Genomic DNA, 22,845 nt, shown 5'->3' with positions numbered 1-22,845 from the left:
GGAGATCGGTGCATCTGCCGCGAGGGAGCTCACGCCTCCAGCGATTCGGCTGTACCGCCCCGGTCAACTACCGGAGCTGGTCGATGACTTGGAGCAGTGGTCCACGTGACAGCGTATGCTGGCCGCTAGAGTCGCGACGAGGCCAACCGCTCAATCGCCAGCCCGACGAGTCTGTTGTCGAAGAGCTTCCGCTTTCGCTGACCGGCTGCGCGACCGCCCGGCCACTCGACAAGGCTCTCACGGACCGAAGGCGTCGTCGGCTCCGCGCCATTCTGCAAGAGCCAATCTACGGTTGCGAGCAACTCCATGCCGAGCGGCGACTCGAAGCCGTCGATCAGCGCCGACGTTTGCTCAAGAGCCGGCAAGAAGGGCGCGGCCTCCGGCGTGGCCAAGAACGCTTCCAAGCGTTCCCGCTTGGCATCCTCGAACCAGATCAGGTCCAGTGGGCCGGCGTCACTGAGGCGTTTCTGGCAGTGCAGGTAGCTGCCGTCGAGGCCGTTCAGAAGGTGCCTGAGTCGATCGGCGTATGGCCCGTACCTGTTCGCCTGAAAATCGAGCTTCAGCGGATCCTCGATGCCCAAGCTCTTAATCCAGCGGTCGAGGAACCACGCAAGCTTCTGTACTTCAAGATTCGTGCACTCCAACCCGAGCACGGCGTACCTTCGCACCAGCTCCGCGATGAGTGCCCGGGCCGGTGTGAGGTCCTCCACCCCTTCGCGTTTGGCGGTGTTCTGGTACTCGTTCGTTGGCGCGAACACAAGGATGTCCACGTCGGGGACTTCAGCCGCGGCCGCCTCGATTTCGCGCTTCACGAGCTCCCAGTCGAGCCCACCGTTGCCGCAACCGAGGGGAGGCAGGGCGATAGACTTGATGTCCTTCTCGTGAATGACACGAACGAGGTCGCGCAGGCCCGTCCGGACCCATTCCAGCTTCGACGGGTGCCGCCAGTGCTTCTTGGTCGGGAAGTGGACAATCCACCGCGGGCCGACCAGGCGCTGGTTGGGTACCGCCAGCACGCTTCCGACCTTGATGCGCCCGGCCTTGGCCTCACGCTCGTACTCGGCAGACGCCTCTGGGTAGCCCTCCTTGAACATCAGGGCGATGCCTTTGCCCATCACGCCGACCTCGTTCACTGTGTTGACGAGTGCATCGGCGGGAGCCGCGAGCAGGTTGCCTTTCGCGTAGCGCAGCATCAGAAGAACCACCCCGGCCGGGAGACGACCGAGAGACTAGCACCATTATCCCGCACCAGGCCAAGAAGATGCGTGGCTTCCGCCGGACCGTGGCACACGACTCCGGTCACTGCGGCCAGGGGCACGTGGCCGTGCGCCAGCGCTTCGGCTTGGTACCGCTCGAACTTGCCAGGATCGTTGGGATCACGGGCGAAATCGCGCTGCTGCAAAATCGCCCAATCGATTCGATCGGCGAGTTCTGAAGGGCTGGACGAGAACTGCGCAGCTGCGAGATACGCATGCCTGTCGGTGAAGACGAAGCTCACGTCGTTGTCCGTCAGCGCCCGGAGCGACGACACGAGGATCACGATCTCCCGCATCGGCCGAGCAGTGATGCCGTTCCAGCCGGTCTTGATGTTGTACAGCATCGGCGAAAACGGCGTGAAGTAGAACGGGACGTAGTCGTGAAGGGTACCTCCAGGCGGAATCGGAACTGCCTTCGTCGTCCTCTTCGTGATGAGCTCCGGGTTACCGATCTGAATGAATCCTGGGTCGCAGACATCCGAGCTACCGCAGTGCAGGCCATTAGCCAGAATCCACGGCACGTTGTCGATGTGCGTGATTCGGAAGATGCGGGCCCGTTCGGGCGTCAACTCGAGCGTCCCGGACATCAGTAGTACTCCCTGATGTACCGGTACGCCCGGTCGAACAAGTCCTGATCTTGGTGCAGCCGGTACTTGAACAGCGTCTTCCTCAGCGCCAGCTTCACCTCGCGTTCGCCGGCGTGCGTGGCCTGCCATCCGGGGAAACGAACGACCCGCACGATCTCGTCGATGTCGCTGACGACGCGCTCGACGATGATGGGCGTGTCCTTGTGCTTGGCCTCCTCGAAGAGCTCGGTCAGTGCGGCCTTGCCCTCGGCCTCCCGATCGAGTGGCGGCGCGCTGCGTTCTGTTGAGACCACATCGCGCGCGAGCTTCAGCAACTCTTTGAGGAATTCGACGCTCGTCAGGAGTCCCTGCTCGTGGCGTGCCTTGAGCGCTTCGAGGCGCTCGCCCAGTTCCTTGAAGTGCGGGTCATTCCCTCGCTTGCGCAGCCAGCGCGAGATCTTGATCTCGATCTCCTTGCCCTTCTTGCCTGGGTCCGGTCCGCCCAGCACAGCCTCGAGCAGGTCCGCATCGAGCACCAGCGTCTCGAGGTCGTCGCGCACGGCATCCACGTGGACGTGCTCGTGGATCAATTCGATGGTCTTGGGTCCCAGCGCGTGCCAAAGCAGGCGGCCGGTGCCAGTGGACGGCTTGACCGACTCGTACACCTGTGTGAGCCACCGATAGTCCGCTTCCTGTGCCGTCAGCACAGGGTCCGGTGAGATGGCCTCCCACAGGCGAGCGAGGTAGCTGTAGTCGGCCGCGAACTGGTCGCGGACGTCGTTGTCTGGCAGGCACGCCTGCGCGGAGATGAGACCCTCGTAGCCTGTCACCGTCCGGTCCACGCCAGCGAAGTAGCCCAAGCATCTCTGGACGGCCTCGGGCAGCCGGCTCATCAGCTCGCTGATGTTCTTGATGACTCGTGTGATGCCTTCCTCGTCGAACTGAATCGCCTGCGCTACATCGTCGAACACGCCGAGGTAGTCGACGATGAGGCCGTGCGTCTTGCTCTCGCCGTAGGGCCGGTTCGTGCGGCAGATGGCCTGGAGCAGCGTGTGGTCGCGCAGCGGCTTGTCCAGGTACATCGTCTGGAGGATCGGGGCGTCAAAGCCAGTGAGGAGCTTCGAGGTGACGATGAGAACCTTGAGCGGATCGGCCGGGTCGCGAAAGCGGTCGAGCAGCTTCTCCTCAGCGTCCCGGTCCCGGCGCCAGGGGGAGTAATCGTCCTCCCCGCTGTTCACGGTCATGACGATGTCGGAGATCTCGGGCGGAAGGAACTCGTCGAGCGCCTTCTTGTAGGCGACGCAGCTCTCGCGGTCGAAGGTCACCACCTGCGCGCCAAAGCCGTTCGGTGCCACCTTCTCCTGAAAGTGCTTCGCGATGTCGGCGCAGATGCGCTGTACCCGCTCGGGCGCCTTCACGAGCACGGCCATCCGCGCGGCGGCCTTCGCCAACTGGTCGCGATCGAGGTCGCTCAGGCTGCCAGTCAGCTCCTTGAATGCCTCGTCGATGGCGGGCTTGTCGATGTGCAGTTCCAGCAGGCGTGGCTCGAAGTGCAGCGGCTTGGTGGCGCCGTCTCGGATCGACTCCTCGAACCCGTACCGGTTCATGTAGCCGGCAGCGTCTTCCTCCGCGCCGAATGCATAGAACGTGTTGCGGTCGGCACGATTGATTGGCGTGCCCGTGAGGCCGAACAGGAACGCGTTCGGCAGTGCCTCGCGCATCTTGCGCCCGAGGTCGCCTTCCTGCGTACGATGCGCCTCGTCCACCATCACGATGATGTTGCTGCGCTCGTTCAGTACGCCACCCGCCTCGGCGAACTTGAAGATCGTCGCGATGATGATCTTCCGGCTGTCCTGCGTGAGCAGCCGCTGCAGCTCGGCACGGCTGTCGCCTTTCACGAGGTTCGGCGTGTCGGCCGCGTGAAACGTGCTGGAGATCTGCGTGTCGAGGTCGATGCGATCAACCACGATGATGACGGTGGGGTTCTTGAGCGCCGAGTGGAGCCGGAGCTTCCGTGCGGCGAAGAGCATCAGCAACGACTTGCCCGAGCCCTGGAAGTGCCAGATGAGGCCCTTCTTCGGGTGCCCGGCCACCACACGCTCGACGATCTGGTTCGTGGCCTCGTACTGCTGATGGCGCGCGACGATCTTGATGCGCCGCTTCTTCTTGTCCGTGGCGTAGGCCGTGAAGTTTGCCAGCAGGTCCAGGACGACGTGCGGACGCAGCATCGAATCGACGGCGTCACGGATGCGCGTGAGCGCGGGCGTGTCGTGGTCGGCATCGATGCGCCAGGGGCCCCATAGGTCCAGCGGCAGGCCGATGGAGCCGTAGCGGAACTCCTTGCCCTCGGTGGCGATGGACACCACGTTGGGCACGAACAGCTCCGGCACGTTCCGTTCGTAGTCGTCGTGGATCTGCGTGGCGGCGTCGAACCAGCTCTGGCTCGCGCGCACGGGCGTCTTGGCCTCGATGACGACGAGCGGCACGCCGTTGACGATCAGCACGAGATCCGCCCGCTTCTCGGTGGCGCCGGCGCGGACGGTGTACTGCGTGGTGACGACGTACTGGTTCTGTTCGAGGTCGTCGAGGTCGATGAGGCGAATGGTGACGTGCTCGCCGTCCTTGCCAAACGGCATCGAGCGCTCGCCGGCGAGCCAGGCTGTGAACTCCTCGTTGGCCTTCACGAGCCCGTCGCCGCGGACACCCATCAGGATCGCCCGCAGTCGATACAGCACATCGTCCGCTCGGTCGGGTTGCGCCGCGATCTCGGGGTTGAGCCGAATCAGTGCGTCCCGGACCTGGCTCTCGACCAGCACCTCCTGCGGCAGCCGGCCCAAGTTCTGCGATGCGAGCAAATGCCAGCCCAGACCGGACAGCGCGCCGCGATGACGCGCGAGGCCGGTGCCGACCGCCGTATGGTGCGTGACGCCGCCGCACAGGCGATCGCGGATGAACGCTTCGACGGTGTTGGATTCATTGAAGGCAGTCATGCCCTACCAACCTGCTCCAGCAGTGAGCGCTTGAGAGTATGAACGCCCGCGCGTCGGCCTCTTGCCTCGTCGACTCCGCTGCCCACCAACATCGCTGTGTCAACAATTGCCCTTTGCATCGCAATCGGCGGAACTGACAGCGGGAACTGCTTCACGACCGTCGAGTTGATCGTGTTGAGGCCACTGGTGTTCTTTGCCTGAGCGCGGAAATAGCCTCGTCCCGGTCCTGAGTTGATGGCGAGGGCTAGGTATTCCGAATCGAGCGTATCGGAGCACCGGATTCGGATGAGGTGATTCTGATGGAACACGTCCCCATCGTTAGACCTCCACACGGCGGCTCGACCGATCTCATCGACGTTAGCGTGTCCTTCGACTACCAGCAGATCGCCTGGGTGAAGTCGATAGCTGTCATCTCCTGGCAGTCTCCCCGCGCACTTGACCTCAGAGAGATCAATCCGGCCACGGAGCACATTCGCGACGCGCAGGTAGGGAATGGTTTCGGCGGCCCCTCTTCGGGAGGGGCCGAGAGTCAGGCCATATTGGACCTGGGCGTGTTCTTGAAGCTGCGTCGAGCGCGCCATGGACTGCCATGCTGACAGTTCCTGCGCGATCAAGGCTTCCATGGCCCTTTCGCCAGTACTGGCAAGATGCCGATACGCTTCGTCGGTGGACTCGATGGCACTCAGTGCGGAGGCGATTCGCCGCTGCTCGTCGATGGGCGGCAGCGGGAACTCGAACCACGTCAGGTCGGAGAAGTTGATGTACGGATTGACCGAGCCCTTCGACTGCTTGATCGCGTGCTCGTGGAACGCTTCCGTCTGCATAACGAACGGTAGCAGTTCCGGTAGGAGCGCGCGCGGGTCTTTGGATTCGAGGACGAACGTGGTGTTGGCCGTGATTCCCTCGAAGTCCGCGACTGCGACCTTGCGCAGATAGGTCCGGCGCGAGCCGTAAAGCACGTGGCCTGGCTTGAACCGCATGTGAAACGCTGGCCCGAGGTAGCCGTCCCCGATCGTGCCCCAGCGCCGGATCCGGAGGTCGTCGGTGTCCATGTGCTCGCCGGCAACGTACCGTTCGAGACCGGAGTCCTCTGGATCGACGCGGTCGCTGACCTTCCTCACGACGTCGCCGAAGGCCACGCGGGTCCAACCGGCCTTAGCCGACATCGACCACCTCTTCACCCACAGCCGCGTCGAGCGCCTCGATCAGCTCGTCCACCTGCAGCCAGAACTCGCGTCCGCTTTCCTCGAAGGCCGCCCACGCGCTCGCCAAATCGCCCTTCTCATGTGACGCCTCTGGGCGCCCGGGGTTGACATAGCGCGGTATCGCGAGCGTTGCGCCGTTCGCGAGCACGTCGTCCACCGTCGCGACCGCCGCGAAACCCGGTTCGTCGGCAAACGCGCGATACGCGGCGAGGATGCGCTGCTGGTGTTCGGGCTTCAGGAAGCTCTGCGCCCGTTCACGCGCCACGTCATGGACGGCGTCGATGAAGAGGATCTTCCTTTTCCGCTTCTTCGCCTTCATTGTCCGGCAGATGACGATGCAGGCTTCCATGGGGGAGTTGTAGAAGAGATTCGGACCGAGCCCGAGGACGCACTCGACGAGGTCCGCTTCGACCAGCTTCTTCCGCATCTCCGCTTCCTCGTTCCGGAACAGGACGCCGTGCGGAAAAAGAATCGCGCAGCGCCCGGTCTTCGGGGCGAGGCTCTTCAGGATGTGCTGGAAGAACGCGTAGTCGGCGCGGCCCTGCGGCGGCGTGCCGAGGAAGTTGCGGCCCCAGGAGTCCACCTGCCAGGCCTCGCGGTTCCACTTCTTGATCGAGTACGGCGGGTTGGCGAGGACGACGTCGAACGTGCGCAGCCGGTCGCGGTCGGTGAACACCGGGTTGCTCAGCGTGTTGCCCGTGGCGATCTCGAAGTCTTCCACCCCGTGGAGCACGAGGTTCATGCGCGCGATGGACGCGGTGACGTGAATCAGCTCCTGGCCGAAGAGGCCCAGCGTGCGCGTGTCGCCGCCGCGGCGCTTCACCTCGGCGAGCGACGAGATCAGCATGCCGCCGGTGCCCACCGTTGGGTCGTAGATGCGCTCGCCGGGCTGTGGCTCGAGCATCTGTGTCATCAGGTGCACCACCGTGCGGTTCGTGTAGAACTCCTGCGCCGTGTGGCCGCTGTCGTCGGCGAACTGCTTGATCAGATACTCGTAGGCGTTGCCCAGTTCATCCTCGGGCACGGCCCTCAACCCGAGCGAATGCTGCGAGAAGTGCTCGATGAGGTTCTTGAGCGTCGAGTCTGGCATCTGCGCCTTGTCGGTCCACGACGCGGTGCCGAAGATGCCGGCGAGGCGCGTCGGGTTGGCCGCTTCGATGGCGCGGAAGGCCGTGACGAGCGCGCGGCCGACGTCGCGTGAGGCGCTCCGCACGTCGGCCCAGTGCGCGCCCGCTGGAATGCGGAAGCGGTCGTCTGCCGTGGCGCGTGCGTAGCCCTCGTCGCCCGTGTCGGCGAGCGCCGCCGCGTACTCCTCGTCCCACACGTCCGACAGGCGCTTGAAGAACAGCAGCGGGAAGACGTACTGCTTGTAGTCGCCGGCGTCGATGAGGCCGCGCAACAGGTTGGCGGCGCCCCAGAGGTACGATTCCAGCTCCTGCTGGCTGAGATGCTCCGTGGTGCGGCTCACGACAGCCAGCCTCCCTCGATGAGCACCTCGCGCAGCCGATCTTCGGCCGCTCGTGCCTCCGCGACGGCCTGCTTGAACGCCGCGACGGCGTCGGGCAACGACGGAGTGTCCTCCCCCACCGGCGGCATCACGTAGCGCGAGATGTTCAGCGTCCAGTCCTCGGCCTCGATGTCATCGAGGGTCACGATCTTCACGCGGTCCGGCACGTCCCGGAACGCACGAGACCAGCCAACGATCTCGGTGGCGTGCTCCGGGTCGAGGAAGTTCTGCGCCCGGCCCTTGCGGAACAGGCTCGACGCATCGGCAACAAGCACCTTGCGCTTGCGCGCGGCCGGCTTGGTGCGGCGCAGCACGACCACCGCCGGAGCGAGGCCCGTGCCGTAGAAGACGTTCGGAGCGAGGCCGATGACGGCCTCGATGAGATCCCGTTCGAGCAGCGCCTTCCGGATGCGGCCCTCTGCGTCCTTCCGGAACAGCGCGCCCTGCGGCAGCACCACCGCCATGCGTCCCGTGCGTGCGGCCATCGACGCCACCATGTGCTGCACCCACGCGAAGTCGCCGTAGCTCTCGGGTGGCAGGCCGAACGCGGCGCGGCCCCAGGGATCCGCCTCCCACAGATCGCGCCCCCACTCCTTGAGCGAGAACGGCGGATTCGCGATGACGCAGTCGAACGTGGCAAGGCCGCCGGTGCTCGAATCCGTGAACGCCGGGCTGCGCAGCGTGTCCTCGCGCACCACCTGGAAGTCCTCGATGCCGTGCAGCACGAGGTTCATGCGCGCGATGGACGCGGTGGTCAGGTTCTTCTCCTGGCCGTAGATCTTTCCGAAGAACGTGCGCGCGTCGCCGCCACCGCGCTGCACGTGCTCGATGGCGCCGAGCAGCATGCCGCCCGTACCGCACGCAGGGTCATAGATGCTTTCGCCCGCCTTCGGGTCGAGCAGCTCCACCATCATGCGGACGACGGAGCGCGGCGTGTAGAACTCGCCGGCCTTCTTGCGCTTGGTTACGTCGGCGAACTTGCCGATCAGGTATTCGTACGCATCACCGAGTGCGTCAGTGGTGACGGCCTTGTTGCCGAGCGAGACTTCCGACAGACCCTCGAGCAGGTCCTTCAGGATCTCGTCGGTGAGGATTTCCCGGTTGCCCCAGTCGGCGGCGCCGAACACGCGGTAGAGCGCGTCGGGATTCGCGCGTTCGATCTCGCGCATGGCGCGCGACAGCGCCGCGCCGACGTTGGCCGCTGTCTCTCGCACGTCGCGCCAGTGGCAACCCGCCGGGACGGTGAAGCGATGCACCTCAGGAAAATCCACGGGGTCCGCGTCGCCGAAGAGGGCCGCCGCGTCAGTCGTTTCCTCGTCCCAGACATCGGAGATGCGCTTGAAGAACAGGAGGGGCAGGATGTACGCCTTCCAGTCCGTGCGGTCGACGGCGCTGCCGCGGAGGATTTCGGCGCAGTTCCAGAGGTGCTGGCGGAGGTCGGGGCTCATGCTTCAACGCCCCTCGTCGGCCGCGCCGGTCTTGGCAAACAGCCCCTGCAGCTCCGGAAAGATCGGAGCTTCCCGATTGGCCTGGAAGTACACCTGATTCCCTCGCACCTCTCGCACGACGAGCCCGGCTGCAGTCAGCTGCTCCAACTCCCGCTGCGCAGCGCCGACGGCCGTGCCCGTGTGGCGCGCCAGCTCACGCAGGTAGAACGCGTCGTCCGCATGGCCGAGGAGCCAACCGAGGACACGCCGCCGCGTGCTGCCGAAGAGCACGGCGGCCGGGTCGCGCGATGGGACCGTGACGGCTGTTCTCAAGTCGGGTGCAAACGTATCCGAAACGGGAACGAAGGTCAACAGTTCGGCTAGAATCCGCGCGTTCGCGTTCTTTCTGGGTTTCCGAGAGCCTCCTGCTGGAGCCGTCAGCCAACATGCTGCAAATCGACTACGAATCCGAAGACTTCTCGACGGGGACCGGCGTGGCCAGCGGGACAGGAACCTTAAGCCTTACGTGGGACGATCTGCTGTGGGCTGCAATGACAGTCGGTCGGCCCAATCGGCAGTACGTGTTCCGGCACGGCACCGCCTCTTGGTACGAGGCGCTGTTCCGCCTGTCATTGGTGCGAATGTCCCTCGAACAGGCCGGACCCGCAGGCCGACGACTCCGAAGGACGCAGGCCGCGCGAACGCTCGACCCGTCAGAGAAGGGCGCCGTCAACTACTTCCTCGGCCTTGCGGTGGCGAAGCTGTTTGCCGACAAGTGCCTCGACGCGCCATGGCTGCTGCATTTAGACGTGTTTCGCCCTCAACTCAATGCGCAGCTCGCCGGGCGCTCTCGTCCGGACCTGGTTGGACAGACCAGAGCGGGAAACTGGATCGCGCTGGAATGCAAGGGCAGAATCAGTCAGCCGTCGGCGACCGCGAAGCAGCGCGCGAAGGAGCAGGCAGAGCGGGTCACGGCCATCAGCGGATCGGCTCCAACCGTCAACGCAGGTTGCATCGCGTTCTTCAGGAAGGACGTCCTGCAGTTCTTCTGGCGGGACCCAACACCAGATCCTATGCGAATCAGACACCCAGTCGTCGTCGACGTATCGGCCGACAGCTGGCGGTTCTACTACGAACCGATCCTGGCGCTTTTCAGTGAGATCGTGCCGACACGAGCGGTGGGCGAGGGTCTGGTAACGGTGATCGACGAGCGACTGGACGTCAGGGTGTCAATCGACGCGACCGTGCTTCGTCTACTGCGGGCGGGGCAGTGGGCCGAAGCGAGAGCCGTGGCCGCGGATGTAGCGCCGCAGCATGACGAACTTGCTCTCCGTGCTGATGGCCTGCGTGTAGCCGCCGGGCGGACTTGGCTGGAGCGGTTCGATGACGAGGGCGCAGATCGAAGGTAGCGTCAGGCGTTTGCATGTCTCAGGACTGTCACATTGGAGCCCTTTTCCGATGCCCAAACTTGCGAAACCACGCGCTGGATCGCCAGTCACGATCAAGAGTCGCCCGATAGCGTTCTCGTACTGGCCGACCTACCGCACCAATCGACGGTACGGGTTGCACTCGCACGTCTACGCCAGCAACCCGTGGGCGCTAATCCACATCAGTACTCGAGATCGATGTCCGCCCGTGGCGCGTGACGAGGCGTTGTCGTCCCTCGAGCAGGCAGAGTTCTTCTACCGGAGTGCCGTAGGCGTCCGAGAGTGGGCCGCGAAGCCACTGCCGCTCTACTACAGCTTCATGAATCTCGCGAAAGCGTTCGCGCTGACGCAGGGTGTTCGGACGACGTTCGATCGAGCGCAGCACGGCGTGAGCGAGCAGCTTCCTCCTGGCGGCAAGGAACTCCAGGACGCGTCTCTGGAGGTCCATCCATCCCCGGGGAATCGAGGTCCCAATCTGTTCGCGGATTTCGGAGCCGCTCTGGGTGCCTCCCCCATCGCGACCAAGACCAGCTACCAGGTGCCACTGCTCTTGCCGCAGATCGTGCCTGGCCATCGAATCTGGTGTGACGCGGCTGGTGCAGACGAACGGTTCTTCGCCATCGACTCGATTCCCTTCAACCATTCCGCCACGCCGAAGCAACTGTGGGCAACCTTCCGCATCTTGGAGGACGACCTCGACCGTGTTGGAAAGACGCGGAAGGAGTTACTGAAGGAAACACGCCTCAAAGGCGCGTTCAGGGAGATCGAAGGCTGTGACGACAACGTCAGCGGCAAGTTCGCGGTTCAGCTGGAGCAGATTGCCCCCATGCCGTACTCAGGCCGGACGGCCGACAAGCTCGCCGCCCTGGTCGCGACTCTGAGGCCATACATCTGGTCAACGGTGACATCGATTCGACCGTTCCGCCGGTACTACCTGTACGCCAGTCCAGTTGCTGAGCACGCCAGCCTGCTGCCACAGGCACTGAGCATCTACGCCATCGCCTACTATCTCGGCTCGATCACTCGATACCGACCACAGCACTTCGCGCGAATCCTGGCCGGGTCGTTTGGCGAGTTCATCCAAGAGTTCTTGACCAGCCAACCGTCTCAGTTCGTGTATCTGATGGCGTCTGACTTCGCCAAGCGAGACGTCGCTCGCGCACCGCTCGTGTGAGGTGGGCGAGAGGGCGTCTCCAGAATGTCTCCAAAACGGCAGTGAAAACGGGAGGAGTGGAGGGGACGGCAGTGCACGAATCGAAGCGCTGTAACCACTTGTGCCACAAGCGGTTAACACCAGAAGTCCAGCGCCATCAGCCCGTTGCGAAAAGGCCTCTCTCCGAATTCGAATCCCTGCCTCCCAGCCAGCCTAACTCCTTGTTGCTGAGAGACTTCCAGGTCTCTTGAATTGGCGATTCTCCGTCGCTGCCCAAATAGTGCCAAAGTCCTCCTCCGTGCGGGGCACTGACGCTCCATTGAGACTCCTGCGCGCGCCTCGAGAAGCGAGCGTCGTCCCTGACTCGCCGCGTCCGGAAGGAGGAAGCCGCCAAGCCGCCTCCTGATCTCGAGGCACGCGTGTAATCCATGGTGGTCCATCCGGATGGCGGCCGGCTACCAGCGGTTGCTGAAGCCAGGAGGGTGGCCTGCTATAGGCTTTAAGAATGAACTGCCCTTCACTGCGCGGCGTCGCACTGGCACTGTCGGTCCTGCTCGTCACCGCACAGGCTGTCCGCGCGCAGGACGTACGCATCGAGAGCGTCGCCCGCGCGCCCGAGACGTCCACTGTCTTCTTCACCGCCCATTTCTCGGGCGAGGTGGACCTCGGCCCCGCTGGCGAGATGCTCAGGCCGCGCATGGCGCGCCCAGGCGGGGGCATGTTCGATGCCGTGGGGCAGGAGCCCTACGAGATCGTCTGGACCTTCGGCGACGGGACGCCCCCTGTCAATACCGGCACGCGCCCGACCGTCTCGCACGTATTCGGGCAGCAGGGCGCCTACAGCGTCACCGTCGAGGTGAAGAACGCCCGTGGGACCATCAGCACGCGGACCCGCCAGATCATGATCGACAACGTCGCGCCGCGCATCGCGCCGCTCTCCATCGTCCGGCTCGATGATGCGCCCAGGACGCTGGAGTTGACCGGCCGGGTGACCGACACGCCGAAGGACACCCTCACCTGGCACTGGGACTTCGGTGACGGGACGACCGAGGTGGGTGAGGACCTCTGGCGCGTCCGGCACACCTGGCAGCAGGAAGGCACCTTCACGGTCGCCCTCGTCGTGGTCGACGGGGACGGAGGCCGGCACCAGATGTCGGCAGAGGTGACGGTGGGCGAGCGCCCTGTCGCTCGCACCCCGGAGACGACGCGTGCAGAGGCGCCCGTCACCCGCTTCGCCGGCACGACCTCAGGCGCCGTCGGGACAACGCTCGAAGCCACGGTCAAGCCCATTGCCGGACTCTATCTGCGGCAAGCGTCGCCCGGCGTCTGCCGGTTCGCCTTCTCGGCCTGGGACCCCACGACGCTGGCGTATGCCCTCTTTCGAGCGGACCTGCGCAACCTGCGCGACGGCGGCGCGAAGTACCGCGTGCAGCCGCAGTTCACCCTCCAGTTCCATGACACGCTGGAGCGCTATCGTGCGTCCGAGCAGGCGCTCTCGGTCAACACCATGGGCGCGGTGCTGAGTGGCCTGCGCGGGCTCGCGGAGATGGTCGGCGGCACGCCGGTGGAGGCCCGCGAGCGCATCGGCGTGGATCCCGCGGCGTCGGCGCCGTCGGCGCCGGACGAACGCCAGCCACCGGCTCGTTCACCGTTCGGCCTGGATGACGTCGCGAGCTTCCGATACGCCGCGGGTACGGTCGACCTCGTGATCCACACGCACGACCGCGTCGAGGCGACCTTCGACGTCGTGCTCGAGAACACCGACGACGACGCGTCAGGCCCCATGCAGGCGCTGACGTTCAAGGGCTCCTTCAGCCTCGACCTGCAGGCGGCACGCAGCCAGGGCATCGTCTCGTACGAGGGGTGCGCCAGCACGCCCTTCACCATCCGCAGCACCTCGCCGGATGACAACGCGCGGCACGAGCGCTCGGGCGCGGAGCCGCGCGTATCGTTCAGCGCGCCGTACGACCCGCGTACGCTGGATGACACGACCTTTCAGCTCGGCTACCGGGATCCCGCCGGGCTGTTCGTGCCGGTGCCCGCCCGCATCGCGCGCGGCGAACGCCTGGCCGTGCTGGTGTCGGGCGAGCCGCTGCTCAGCGGCGTCCGCTACGAGGCTCGTGTCAAGACGGGCCCGGACGGCGTGCGTGGTCGCAACGGCGAAGAGCTGGACGACCCGTCGGGCGAGGGCTACCACGCCTGGAGCTTCCACAGCCGGCTCGTCTTCCGTCACGACGACAGGACGTCGCTCTCTCACAACCTCTCGTGCCACGTCCTGCAGACCGTTCGCGACGCTCCGCTCATCAGGAACAAGCCGGCCGTCGCACGCATCTATGCCGACTGGGCGCAGCACCCGGCCGTGCACGCCGACGACCAGCTGCAGTCGTTCAACGGGCGCGTAACGCTGAAGGACGCGTCTGGCACGACACTGGCCTCGGTTACGCACGAGTTCGTGCGGCCGGATCTCTGGGCGTCCAGATCCCTCTCTCAGGCGAAGGCCGAGCACTCGGCGAACCTGTTCGGTTGGTCACCACAGGGGCACGAAGGGCGGCAGCTGCGGGTGGAGATTGCAGCCGAGACCGCACCCGGCGCCTGGGAGACCATCTACCACACGCGGTGTCCGGCCAATTACTGGAAGCCGGAACCCAAACTGAAGATCGACTACTACCAGATGGCGATTGGCGACTGGTTTCCCTGGCCGCCCGAATCCACCATCAGGACCCTGCACACCATCTACTCGAAGGGGGAGCAATTCGCGCTCCAGGTGTTCCCGTTGCAGTCCATCCAGGGACGCTACCGCGGGACGATGGTGATGGGGCCCAGCATGCACGCGCAACTGCTTGGCGCGCGTCTCTTGTTCGAGGGCGAGCCGATTGCGCAGAACGCCGCCAACATCCTCGCGTCGGAACTGACCATGTCGTACGCGACGCTGCACGCGACGGACGCCGACCTCGTCCTTGGCTTCGGCCCGAGTCCGTTCTTGAGCGGGGGCAGGGCGGACGTGTTGCTGACGCAGGGCGCGCCAGGCGCCATCCGGAGCCTGTTCGACGATGACCCGGCGCTGCGCGATCGCTACATCTACGCGTGGGTGCACGAGGTGGGCCACTACCTGTTGCTCGACCACATCCCCTACTACACGACGACCGCGGAGTATCAGGCGCTCGACAAGATGCGCGAGTCGCCCGTCTTCCAGTACGACGGCATCGAAGGGTTCCGCATCCTGCCTCCGGGGTGGACGGGCTGGAACAAGTCGTCCACCGAAGGCAACGGCGAAGGACCGCGCATCGTTCCGCTGATGTTCCCGGCGACCGTGCCGTATCGGAACACGTTCATCGCCACGCACCATTACCACAAGATCCAGCAGCTCATCGAACGCAACAACCTGTTCGCGGCACGGCGTGTCGCAGCGCAGTCGCCCGTCCTGTTCGCCTCGACATCCCTCCAGTCGATTCCCGCACAGGCGCGCGCCGACGGCCCCAGACGGGTGGGGCTGGCGGGGCATGTCGACCAGACCAGGGCCTCGGCATGGCTCGGTCCCCTCGTCAGCGGTACGGCGCTGCCAGAGCCACAGACCGGAGGCGATTACGAGCTGTCGCTGCTCGATGGCTCCGGTTCCGTCGTGGGGACGACACGATTCGACGTCGCCGCATCCGCGCACGGAGAGGCGACCGGCGTCTTCCGGGCCACCTTGCCCTGGTCGGACACGGCGCGCAGTCTCGTGCTGTCGAAGGACGGCGCCGTGCTCGCACGCCGTGAGCGTTCGGCGCACCCGCCGATCGTGACGATCACGTCGCCGACGCCGGCTCAGCGTGTTGACGGCGACATCGTGCTGACCTGGGAGGCGACCGACGCCGACGACGAGCCGTTGCAGGCCACGGTGCTCTACAGCAGCGACGGCGGAGAAGCCGGATGGAGCACGCTGGCGATGTGGCTCGACAGCGCGAGCTTCACGGTGGACACGGCGCGCCTCGAACCCGGGCCGAACCCGACCTTCCGCGTGGTGGTCAACGACGGCTTCGACGAGGCCGATGCGCGAGTGTCGGTGCGCATCGAGGGGCGCCTGGCCGCGCTTGCCACCGTGCCTCTCGACGACGCGGCCGGAGACACGCGCCCGTCGATGCAGGTGCTCTTCAATACGGACGTGGCGCCGGACACCGTGGAGCGCGCCCGCGTGACGTGGCGTCCGGAGGCACCGTCCCGCGGGTCCAACGGGGTGACCGGCAGCGTCCACTACGACGTCGATGCGCGACGGATGACGCTGAAGCCGACCGCTGACCTCGTCCCAGGTGTGCGCTATGTGGCGACCCTGGACGGTCCCCTTGTCAGCCGACACGGGCACCCGCTGGCAGCGCCGGTGACGTGGACGGTCGAGGTCGGCGGGCGATAGGACGCCCAACCGTGCGCTGCACCGACTACCACTGAGACATCGACATGCTCCCGACCCATCGTCCACCGACGCACCCCGGTGAGATGCTCCTGAAGGAGTTCCTGGAGCCGCTGGGCGTGCCCAGGTCGAGGCCGCATCAGCGGGAACGCGTGAGCTGGAAAAGAATCTCGACATGAACAACCGCATCCGCGTCCTGCGCGCCGAAAAGCGCTGGAGTCAGGCGGAACTCGCCGAGCGCGTCCAGGTTTCGCGCAACTCCATCAACGCGGTGGAGAACGGTAAGTTCGATCCGTCCCTGCCGCTCGCTTTCCGCATCGCCGACGCGTTCGGGCTCAAGATAGAGGACGTGTTCCTCAGGGAGGACCCGCCATGACCTCCACCGACTGGGCGAGGCGGCCAAGCGGATGAACGTTCCCCCAGCGGCACCGCCGGAGCGGCGGCAGAAAGATTCACGGTCCTATGCGCGTTCAACGCTGCATCGAGCGCCAACCACACCTCACGCCGCCTGGACGAGGTAGTTGCGGAAATCGTCCCTGCCTCCCAGCCAATCCTGTTCCAGAACCGAGACCCCACACTCTGTAGAACGAGGGTTCACGGCGAAATCTTTCCGGTGCCGGTCCAGACTCACGAGCGTTGCGGACCTCGAGCCGTCGCAAGGCGTCTGAGTCGTTCAATCAGGATCCCGCGCCGCGCCTGACTCGCGGCGTCAGGAAGGAGGAACCCGCCGAGCGCCTCGAGGAAGTCGGGGTTGTCGAGCAGAGACTGGATCTGAGTGCCGATGTACTGGCGTACGTCATCGCTCGCCGAGGCGACATCGGCCACGATCTCGGGCCGTCCGTCGAGAACGGCCACGATGTCCTCGAGGTCGTGGCTGGCGACGACGTCGCCACGACCACGCCCATGGAACGCTTCGAGTTTTGTGGCGATGAACAGCGCCGGCGTGACCACTCGCACTTCGCGGCCGGCGATCTGAAGTCGGTGGGCCGTCTCGATGGCGGCCGGGTACCACCGGTTGCTGAAGCCAAGAACATGCTCGTCCACTGGCATGACATCGACGATGAGCTCGTTTCGTCGCCAGCGGCAGAGCGGCGCTCCTTTGGTCGTATCCTCGGCGAGTCCCAGCGCGCGCAGCCGTTCCGACAGAGCCGCGTACTTCGCGTATGGCGTCACGTCCACGATCACGTCGACATCCTTCGTCGGTCGGATACCGCCCGCTGCCGGATCGGTGATGAACAGCCCTGTCGTGCAACCGCCAACGAATACGAGTTCGTCGAGTACCGGCGCGAGCAGGCGCACGACCGACTCGAAGAGGATGCGGTTCGGATCAGCCATAGAGCTGCCTCCGCAGCCGCGCGCTCAGTTCCTTCTCGGCCAGCTGTCGCTCGCGCACGCGGCCGTCGCGCAGCGCATCGATCAGCGCCAGGAGCTCATGGAGAACGGGGTCACGTCGAGCCGCCTTCGGTGCGGATTTGTGAAGGGGCTCGAGGGTCACACCACGCACGTCGCCCACGGCGTCCGGCCAAACCGGCGGGAGGTCGCCGCTGTCTGCAATCTGATCACTCAGCGGAGGCGCTGCATGGGCCGTCGGCATGCCGCGGGTCGCCTCACCGCGTTGGACCGGAAACGCGTATTTCACGCCATGGATCAGGAACTCTTCGACCGCCTTCAAGAGCGGGCGCCCCGTCTGGACGTCCACAAGGCGGGATCGCTCCAGGCGCTTGAGCGATGCGTGGACCTGAGATGGGCTCAAAGCCAGGTCGCCGGCCACCTGAGCGATCGGCGGACGCTCTCCGCCGTAGCACACGAGCTTGGCGAGCACGACGACATCCTGAGGAAGGAGGCCTTGAGGCATTCGGTATTCTAGAATCTGGAATACGGAATAGCAAGGCCACCAGCGCTCACGTCGTGCCCTCGAGAGTGGTCCCCGAGGCAACGACGATGAGAGACCGGTCGGCCTTGGAATGCCGAAAGATCCACACTCTCCATGGCGTTCAAGACGGCATGGAGGCCCGCGACACCCTCACGCCGCATGGACGAGATAGTGTCGAAAATCGTCCCTGACACCCAGCCAGCCTAAATCCTTGTAGCTGAGAGACTCGCCGTTCTCTCGGTTGAGCCATTCTCCGCCGTTGCCCAAATAGTGCCCAAGTCGGTCCTCGCGCCAACTGCGCACAGTTCCGAATTTTCCGGCGGCCATGGCTCACCAGCCAGTTCGTCTGGCGACACGGGCGAATTGCGTGCTCGGCGCCAAAGGCCGAGTGAGCGTCGAGGGGCGAATCCCTGCCTCCAGGTGACGCCATCTCGCGCTGCGTCTACAACTTCAGGTGTCGCTGCCTGCCGGCGCTCTCGTCGTTGCCAAACTGATGGATCGGAGGAGTACCACGCCCGTCGGTCTTGCGCCGGCTACGAGCTTCAACGGTCGCGGAGCAGCGTGCGCCAGTCCACAATCAGCTGGATCGGGGGCACCGCTGGATCCTTGGCGCGAACCGCGGCCAGAAACCGCCTGCCCTCCACAGCGGCGGCGTACGCGTTTGCCGTCGGCGTGACCAGCGGTGTCGTTTCGACGAAGGCGGACGCGTCAAAGAGCTCGCGCGGCGTACCGAGCGCGATGTCGCCGCCCGTCCCTGCGAACGACCTGATAGTCATCCACTTGCGCTGGGACAGATACGCGACTTCGCGGCCGCCATCGATCCATTGGGGTGAGGTTCCTCCGTCGATCGAGACCTTTCTCTTCACCTGCCCTGATGGAAAGCCGGCGACCCACACTTCATCACGGCCCGACTCGTCGGTGACATAGGCGAGCCAGCGATCGTCAGGAGAGACCGCCGCGTGATACTCGTTGGCCGCGGTGTTCATCGGCAGCCGCTCGGCACGACCGTCCTGCAGGTCGTCGACGTACAGGTCATCGCGGGTGGCAGGGTCGATGCGCACGCTCACGATCCGCGCGCCATCGTTGCTCCAACTCGACGCGAACGCAGGCAGCTGGGAGCCGCCGATCTCGACGTCGCCACTTGAGTCGCGCAGCCCCTTGATCAGCAGCCTGGGCGGCAGCTTCGTCGACGTGGTGTACACGAGGCGGCGGCCGTCAGGGGACCATCGTGGTGCGAACGCGACCCCGTCGAACGTCACCTGCGTCTCGGTGGAGGCGCCGAGATCGCGAACCCACACGTCCGCACCGCCATTGACGCGACGCCGCGAGACAGCCAGCGACTCGGCGTTGGGCGTGAGTGCCAACCCGACGTACCGCGCGGGCGTCTCCACGACGGGCACCGACGCGCCTGTCTCCGTGAACAAGCGCAAGGTGGCTGGAGTTCCGCCCGGGTACGGCCACACAGCGAGAGGGCCAGCGGCCGACACCGAGAACGGCATGCGGCCCAGCTGCGTGATCGGCATCCCCGCCAGCAGCTCGATCGGCTCGCCGACGAACTCGAGCGTGCGTTCGTCGAACGACCGAGCGAACAGCTTCGAGTCTCTCCCGAAGAACAGATACCCGCCTGCGTACACGAGCGACGACGGGTGCTGCTGGACCTTCATCAGCACACGGGATGGCTCGCCGGTGAGCGAGCCGAGGCGGATCTCGCCTGGAATCGCGGCCGAATAGAAGAAGTGGCGGCCGTCTCCGATGAACTGCGGCCAGAAGTGGCTGCCCTCGTCCCTCGTCACCGGAATCACGGCGCCGCCCTCGGACGAGACCCGCGAGAGTCCCGCTAGTCCGCCCGTGAAGAGGATGACGCCCTCGGCATTCCAAGTCGCGCCGGCCATCGTCGAGACATTCGTCGCAATGGTGAGGACGCGGCGATCCGACACGCGCACCTTGAGAAGCTGGTGGCGACTGAAGATGCCGACCCACGCGCTGTCTGGTGACCAGAACGGGGTGTTGGCGTCCTCGGTCCCCGCGATCTCGACCGCACCGTCGGCGGCCGCATCGAGGGAGCGAATCCACAACCGCTTGATGCTGTCGCGCCCTACGGCGATGTAGGCCAGGCGGCGTCCATCCGGAGCGAGCGCGATCGGCACGTCGAAGCTGGAGGCATACGTCGTATCGGGCGCCGGCCACAGCGGGAAACGGAGATCGGGTGCCGGCGGCTCGGCGACCTGGGTGGGATCCGCTACCGAGAGTGTGTAGACACTTGAAGGTCGCCACCAGCGCCGCAGCCCATCCCGCGCGCTCGATCCAGGACATCCGCGTCGGGCGATCCGTGACGGAAGGACCCATCGTTGGCGTGGCGAGAGAGCGTAAATCGAACAGTAGGTCGTTCGTCGTCTGCCAACGATCATCCAGGCGCCTTCGCCAGACACCTCGACAGCGTACGCGCCAGTGGTTCGGGTACGGCCGGCACCAGATCGCGGAGCGGAACTGGCTCGTCCGCGCAGACGCTGGCGACAACCGCCGCCGGCGTGTTCCCCGTGAATGCCCGTTGTCCGGTGATCATCTCGTACGCCACCGCGCCGAACGAGAAGATGTCGGTCCGCGCATCCACGGGATGGCCGGTGAGCTGCTCCGGCGAGCCGTACGCAGGCGTGGCCATGACCGGCAGCGGATCGCTCCCTCCCGTCCGCGTGGCGATGCCGAAGTCGAGCACCTTCACGCCGACCGCCGTGAGCATCACATTCGCGGGTTTGATGTCCCGATGAATGATGCCGCGGCGATGTGACTTGTCCAGGGCATCGACGATCTGCGTGCAGTACTCGATGGCGCGCTCCAGCGGCAGTGCGCCACGGGCGAGACGCTGTTGCAGCGTCTCGCCTTCGAGATACTCCATGACGATGTAGTCGACGCCGTCCTGGCTGCCGATGTCGTGGATGGTGCAGATGTGCGGATGATTCAGGTTGGAAACGATCGCGGCTTCGCGTGTCAGCTCAGGGCGTTCCGAACTGTCATGACGATCGCGCAGGAGAACCTTGATGGCCACGGTCCGGTTCAGGCGGGCATCGGCCGCACGGTACACCTCCCCCATCCCGCCGGCCCCCAGCAATGCCTGCAGCTTGTACGGTCCGAACGTTCGTCCGATAAAGCGGCCCGGGACTGCCAGCTGTTGGTCGAGTCGCCTGGTCAAGTCAGCGCGAAGCTCCCGGCTAAGCTGCGCATCCAGAACGGCTGGTGCGTCCAGGCCATGCGCGATCAGCGACTCCACCTCGGTACGCAGGGCATCGTCGCCCCGGCACGCCGCAGCGAGAAATTCGTCTCGCTCGCTCGGACTCCGCTCGAGCGTCGCGTGATACAGGCGTTCGATCTCCCGCCACCGGTCAGGCGTCATGGGTCCGAGACAGCTCTCGCGCGAGCCAGGCCCTGGCGAGATCCCAGTCGCGGGTCACCGTGATCGGCGACACCTGCAGCACGACTGCGGTTTCGGCGATGGTGAGACCTCCGAAGAAGCGCAGTTCCACGACCCGGCTCTTGCGCTCGTCGAAGGCAGCAAGTGCGTTCAACGCGTCGTCGAGAGCCACGAGCTCGGCGTCCGTCGCGTGGGGGATCTCGGGCGCCTCGTCGAGCGAGATCCACACGGCTGTGCCACCGCGCTTCAATTTCTTTCGGGACCGCGCCACGTCGACGAGGATGCGGCGCATCAGGCGGGCTGACACCGCGAAGAAGTGGGCCCGGCTCTGCCAGCGTACCCGCCCGCCGTCGATCAGCCGAACGAACGCCTCGTTCACGAGCGCCGTGGTCTGCAGCGGATGGCCGGCTGGCTCTCGAGCCATGTAGTGATGGGCCAGTTGCTGCAGCTCGCGCTCCACGAGGGGGATCAGTTGCTCGAGCGCTCCGGCGTCTCCGTCGTTCCAGGCGCCGAGGAGGCGGGTGATCTGCGCGGTATCGCCGGTCGCCATGTCGCGTGGGTTCATCTTGCCACGGGAGCGGACCCGACGGCCGACATGATGCAATCCGCGCTCGAACGACGCTAGTACATGTTGGAGGTGAGGATGAAACGGCTTGTGCTCGTCTTGGTGTCGATGCTGCTCGTCGTAGCAGTCGCCTGGAGCCAGGGACAAGGCGCCTCAGCCGACGAGGAGCGCGCCATCAGGCAGACGCTGGGGACGTTCTATGAGGGGTGGAACGCCCACGACGCCGACATGATGGTGTCCGCCTACGCCGATGACGTGGATCACATCGATGTCTTCGGCGAGTGGCAGATGGGCAAGGCCCGCATGCGTGAAGAGCTGGCGACGATCCACAAGGGGCCCTTGCGCAACAGCCAGAAGCGGCATGTCGTCGAGAAGATCCGATGGTTGACCCCCGAGATCGCGGTGGTTCAGGTGTCATCGGTGGACCCGAGGGACCCCGACGCCGGTCTTCGCCAGACGTCCGACGAGCGTCTTCGCGTCATCACACGCGGCAATCTCGGAACCTACGTCATGCAGAAGCAGAGCGGCCGGTGGGTGGCCGTCAGTTTCACGAACGTGGCACCTCATCCAAGACCCTGGAAGTGATGCGGCGCCGGGCAGCGCGTCGCGTCTGGCGAGACTGCGTGGGTCCGCCGACCAAAGTCACGAACCGCCGCCAGCTTCGGCAAACGGAACGGCGACGTGGGACGTCTTCGCCTGCGAGATCATGGCTAGCCGATCACCGGGCAAGGTTGGAGCCGTTTGGAACCGGCACAGTGGAGGGCCATCGACCCGTTGCCCCAATGGTGCCAAACCTGGGGGAGAAGCGGGAGGAATCGAGTGGACGGCAGTGCACGAAACGGAGCGCTGTAACCGCTTGCCTTTCAAGCGGTTAACATCGGAAGTTCAGCGCCATCAGCCACTTACAGAAACGCGTAGCTCCGAATTCGAATCCCTGCCTCCCAGCCAGCCTAACTCCTTACCTTTGAGAGACTTGCGACTCTCTCGGCTTGGCGATTGTCTGCCGCTGCCCCAATAGTGCCACGTCAGCCCGGACATGGCGGCACCGACGCTCACGAGGGGCCGTTGGCGGCCCTCTGCAGCGTG

At 65.3% G+C, this 22,845-nt stretch carries 17 protein-coding genes; 5 read left to right on the top strand and 12 right to left on the bottom strand.

All coding sequences use genetic code 11. From position 1 onward, the window contains the following. Positions 1 to 125: 125 nt before the first annotated feature. From IT182_10050 to IT182_10020, 7 genes are read right to left on the bottom strand one after another with little or no spacing between them, the layout of a single operon-like run. Positions 126 to 1,193 carry a macro domain-containing protein gene (locus IT182_10050; GenBank protein MCC6163678.1) on the bottom strand — a complete coding sequence of 356 codons (1,068 nt, stop codon included), beginning with the start codon at positions 1,191 to 1,193 and terminating at the stop codon, positions 126 to 128. Next, positions 1,193 to 1,843: a DUF4433 domain-containing protein gene (locus IT182_10045; GenBank protein MCC6163677.1), complete on the bottom strand. Its 651-nt coding sequence runs from the start codon at positions 1,841 to 1,843 to the stop codon at positions 1,193 to 1,195. Before IT182_10045 ends, IT182_10050 begins: the two co-directional genes overlap by 1 nt. Then, a complete protein-coding gene (locus tag IT182_10040) occupies positions 1,843 to 4,812 on the bottom strand; it encodes an HsdR family type I site-specific deoxyribonuclease (GenBank protein MCC6163676.1) in 2,970 nt (989 codons plus the stop codon). The genes IT182_10045 and IT182_10040 overlap by 1 nt, the downstream gene beginning before the upstream one ends. After that, positions 4,809 to 5,978 carry a restriction endonuclease subunit S gene (locus tag IT182_10035; GenBank protein MCC6163675.1) on the bottom strand — a complete coding sequence of 390 codons (1,170 nt, stop codon included), beginning with the start codon at positions 5,976 to 5,978 and terminating at the stop codon, positions 4,809 to 4,811. Before IT182_10035 ends, IT182_10040 begins: the two co-directional genes overlap by 4 nt. Next, entirely contained in the window at positions 5,968 to 7,485 is a 1,518-nt protein-coding gene (locus IT182_10030; protein MCC6163674.1) for an SAM-dependent DNA methyltransferase, read from the bottom strand. The genes IT182_10035 and IT182_10030 overlap by 11 nt, the downstream gene beginning before the upstream one ends. After that, positions 7,482 to 8,972, bottom strand: a complete 1,491-nt coding sequence (locus IT182_10025) for an SAM-dependent DNA methyltransferase (protein ID MCC6163673.1) — start codon at positions 8,970 to 8,972, stop codon at positions 7,482 to 7,484. Before IT182_10025 ends, IT182_10030 begins: the two co-directional genes overlap by 4 nt. Before the next feature lie 3 nt (positions 8,973 to 8,975). Further along, positions 8,976 to 9,284 (bottom strand): winged helix-turn-helix transcriptional regulator, encoded by a 309-nt coding sequence (locus IT182_10020; protein ID MCC6163672.1) that lies wholly within the window; start codon positions 9,282 to 9,284, stop codon positions 8,976 to 8,978. Between the two features lie 113 nt (positions 9,285 to 9,397). Here IT182_10020 and IT182_10015 point away from each other — a divergent pair, with 113 nt between their 5' ends. The 4 genes from IT182_10015 to IT182_10000 all read left to right on the top strand — a co-directional run bounded on the left by IT182_10015 (position 9,398) and on the right by IT182_10000 (position 16,291). Further along, on the top strand, positions 9,398 to 10,360 hold the full coding sequence (locus tag IT182_10015; GenBank protein MCC6163671.1) for a hypothetical protein: 963 nt from the start codon (positions 9,398 to 9,400) through the stop codon (positions 10,358 to 10,360). 226 nt (positions 10,361 to 10,586) lie between these two features. Beyond that, the gene (locus IT182_10010; GenBank protein ID MCC6163670.1) at positions 10,587 to 11,552 is read left to right on the top strand and encodes a hypothetical protein; all 966 of its coding nucleotides are present in this window, start codon (positions 10,587 to 10,589) and stop codon (positions 11,550 to 11,552) included. Positions 11,553 to 12,036: 484 nt separating this feature from the next. After that, positions 12,037 to 15,918, top strand: coding sequence for a PKD domain-containing protein (locus IT182_10005; protein ID MCC6163669.1), 3,882 nt, complete (start codon positions 12,037 to 12,039; stop codon positions 15,916 to 15,918). 172 nt (positions 15,919 to 16,090) lie between these two features. Further along, positions 16,091 to 16,291 carry a helix-turn-helix transcriptional regulator gene (locus IT182_10000; protein ID MCC6163668.1) on the top strand — a complete coding sequence of 67 codons (201 nt, stop codon included), beginning with the start codon at positions 16,091 to 16,093 and terminating at the stop codon, positions 16,289 to 16,291. Positions 16,292 to 16,542: 251 nt separating this feature from the next. On the opposite strand, the gene IT182_09995 is transcribed toward IT182_10000, so the two are convergent. From IT182_09995 to IT182_09975, 5 genes are all read right to left on the bottom strand, one after another. Then, a complete protein-coding gene (locus IT182_09995) occupies positions 16,543 to 17,250 on the bottom strand; it encodes a hypothetical protein (protein MCC6163667.1) in 708 nt (235 codons plus the stop codon). Next, positions 17,243 to 17,770 carry a hypothetical protein gene (locus IT182_09990; GenBank protein ID MCC6163666.1) on the bottom strand — a complete coding sequence of 176 codons (528 nt, stop codon included), beginning with the start codon at positions 17,768 to 17,770 and terminating at the stop codon, positions 17,243 to 17,245. The genes IT182_09995 and IT182_09990 overlap by 8 nt, the downstream gene beginning before the upstream one ends. Positions 17,771 to 18,330: 560 nt before the next feature. Next, positions 18,331 to 19,935 (bottom strand): PD40 domain-containing protein, encoded by a 1,605-nt coding sequence (locus tag IT182_09985; GenBank protein MCC6163665.1) that lies wholly within the window; start codon positions 19,933 to 19,935, stop codon positions 18,331 to 18,333. Between the two features lie 257 nt (positions 19,936 to 20,192). Then, entirely contained in the window at positions 20,193 to 21,176 is a 984-nt protein-coding gene (locus tag IT182_09980) for a serine/threonine protein kinase (protein ID MCC6163664.1), read from the bottom strand. Beyond that, on the bottom strand, positions 21,166 to 21,744 hold the full coding sequence (locus IT182_09975) for a sigma-70 family RNA polymerase sigma factor (protein ID MCC6163663.1): 579 nt from the start codon (positions 21,742 to 21,744) through the stop codon (positions 21,166 to 21,168). The genes IT182_09980 and IT182_09975 overlap by 11 nt, the downstream gene beginning before the upstream one ends. Positions 21,745 to 21,837: 93 nt before the next feature. Between IT182_09975 and IT182_09970 the strand changes: the two genes are divergently transcribed. Next, positions 21,838 to 22,344, top strand: a complete 507-nt coding sequence (locus IT182_09970) for an SgcJ/EcaC family oxidoreductase (GenBank protein MCC6163662.1) — start codon at positions 21,838 to 21,840, stop codon at positions 22,342 to 22,344. Positions 22,345 to 22,845 lie beyond the last annotated feature (501 nt).

Source organism: Acidobacteriota bacterium (assembly GCA_020845575.1).
Classification (GTDB): Bacteria; Acidobacteriota; Vicinamibacteria; order Vicinamibacterales; family Vicinamibacteraceae; genus Luteitalea.
The sequence above is the reverse complement of the archived record's forward strand: the minus strand, read 5'-3'. Positions and strand labels throughout refer to the sequence as shown.

What these genes read in the sequence shown, in the direction of transcription:
- IT182_10040 (MCC6163676.1), bottom strand. Translation starts at nt 4,812, where the DNA reads ATGACTGCCTTCAATGAATCCAACACCGTCGAAGCGTTCATCCGCGAT.
- IT182_10045 (MCC6163677.1), bottom strand. Translation starts at nt 1,843, where the DNA reads ATGTCCGGGACGCTCGAGTTGACGCCCGAACGGGCCCGCATCTTCCGA.
- IT182_10050 (MCC6163678.1), bottom strand. Translation starts at nt 1,193, where the DNA reads ATGCTGCGCTACGCGAAAGGCAACCTGCTCGCGGCTCCCGCCGATGCA.
- IT182_09990 (MCC6163666.1), bottom strand. Translation starts at nt 17,770, where the DNA reads ATGCCTCAAGGCCTCCTTCCTCAGGATGTCGTCGTGCTCGCCAAGCTC.
- IT182_10015 (MCC6163671.1), top strand. Translation starts at nt 9,398, where the DNA reads ATGCTGCAAATCGACTACGAATCCGAAGACTTCTCGACGGGGACCGGC.
- IT182_10005 (MCC6163669.1), top strand. Translation starts at nt 12,037, where the DNA reads ATGAACTGCCCTTCACTGCGCGGCGTCGCACTGGCACTGTCGGTCCTG.
- IT182_10025 (MCC6163673.1), bottom strand. Translation starts at nt 8,972, where the DNA reads ATGAGCCCCGACCTCCGCCAGCACCTCTGGAACTGCGCCGAAATCCTC.
- IT182_10000 (MCC6163668.1), top strand. Translation starts at nt 16,091, where the DNA reads ATGAACAACCGCATCCGCGTCCTGCGCGCCGAAAAGCGCTGGAGTCAG.
- IT182_09995 (MCC6163667.1), bottom strand. Translation starts at nt 17,250, where the DNA reads ATGGCTGATCCGAACCGCATCCTCTTCGAGTCGGTCGTGCGCCTGCTC.
- IT182_10035 (MCC6163675.1), bottom strand. Translation starts at nt 5,978, where the DNA reads ATGTCGGCTAAGGCCGGTTGGACCCGCGTGGCCTTCGGCGACGTCGTG.
- IT182_09970 (MCC6163662.1), top strand. Translation starts at nt 21,838, where the DNA reads ATGAAACGGCTTGTGCTCGTCTTGGTGTCGATGCTGCTCGTCGTAGCA.
- IT182_09980 (MCC6163664.1), bottom strand. Translation starts at nt 21,176, where the DNA reads ATGACGCCTGACCGGTGGCGGGAGATCGAACGCCTGTATCACGCGACG.
- IT182_09975 (MCC6163663.1), bottom strand. Translation starts at nt 21,744, where the DNA reads ATGGCGACCGGCGATACCGCGCAGATCACCCGCCTCCTCGGCGCCTGG.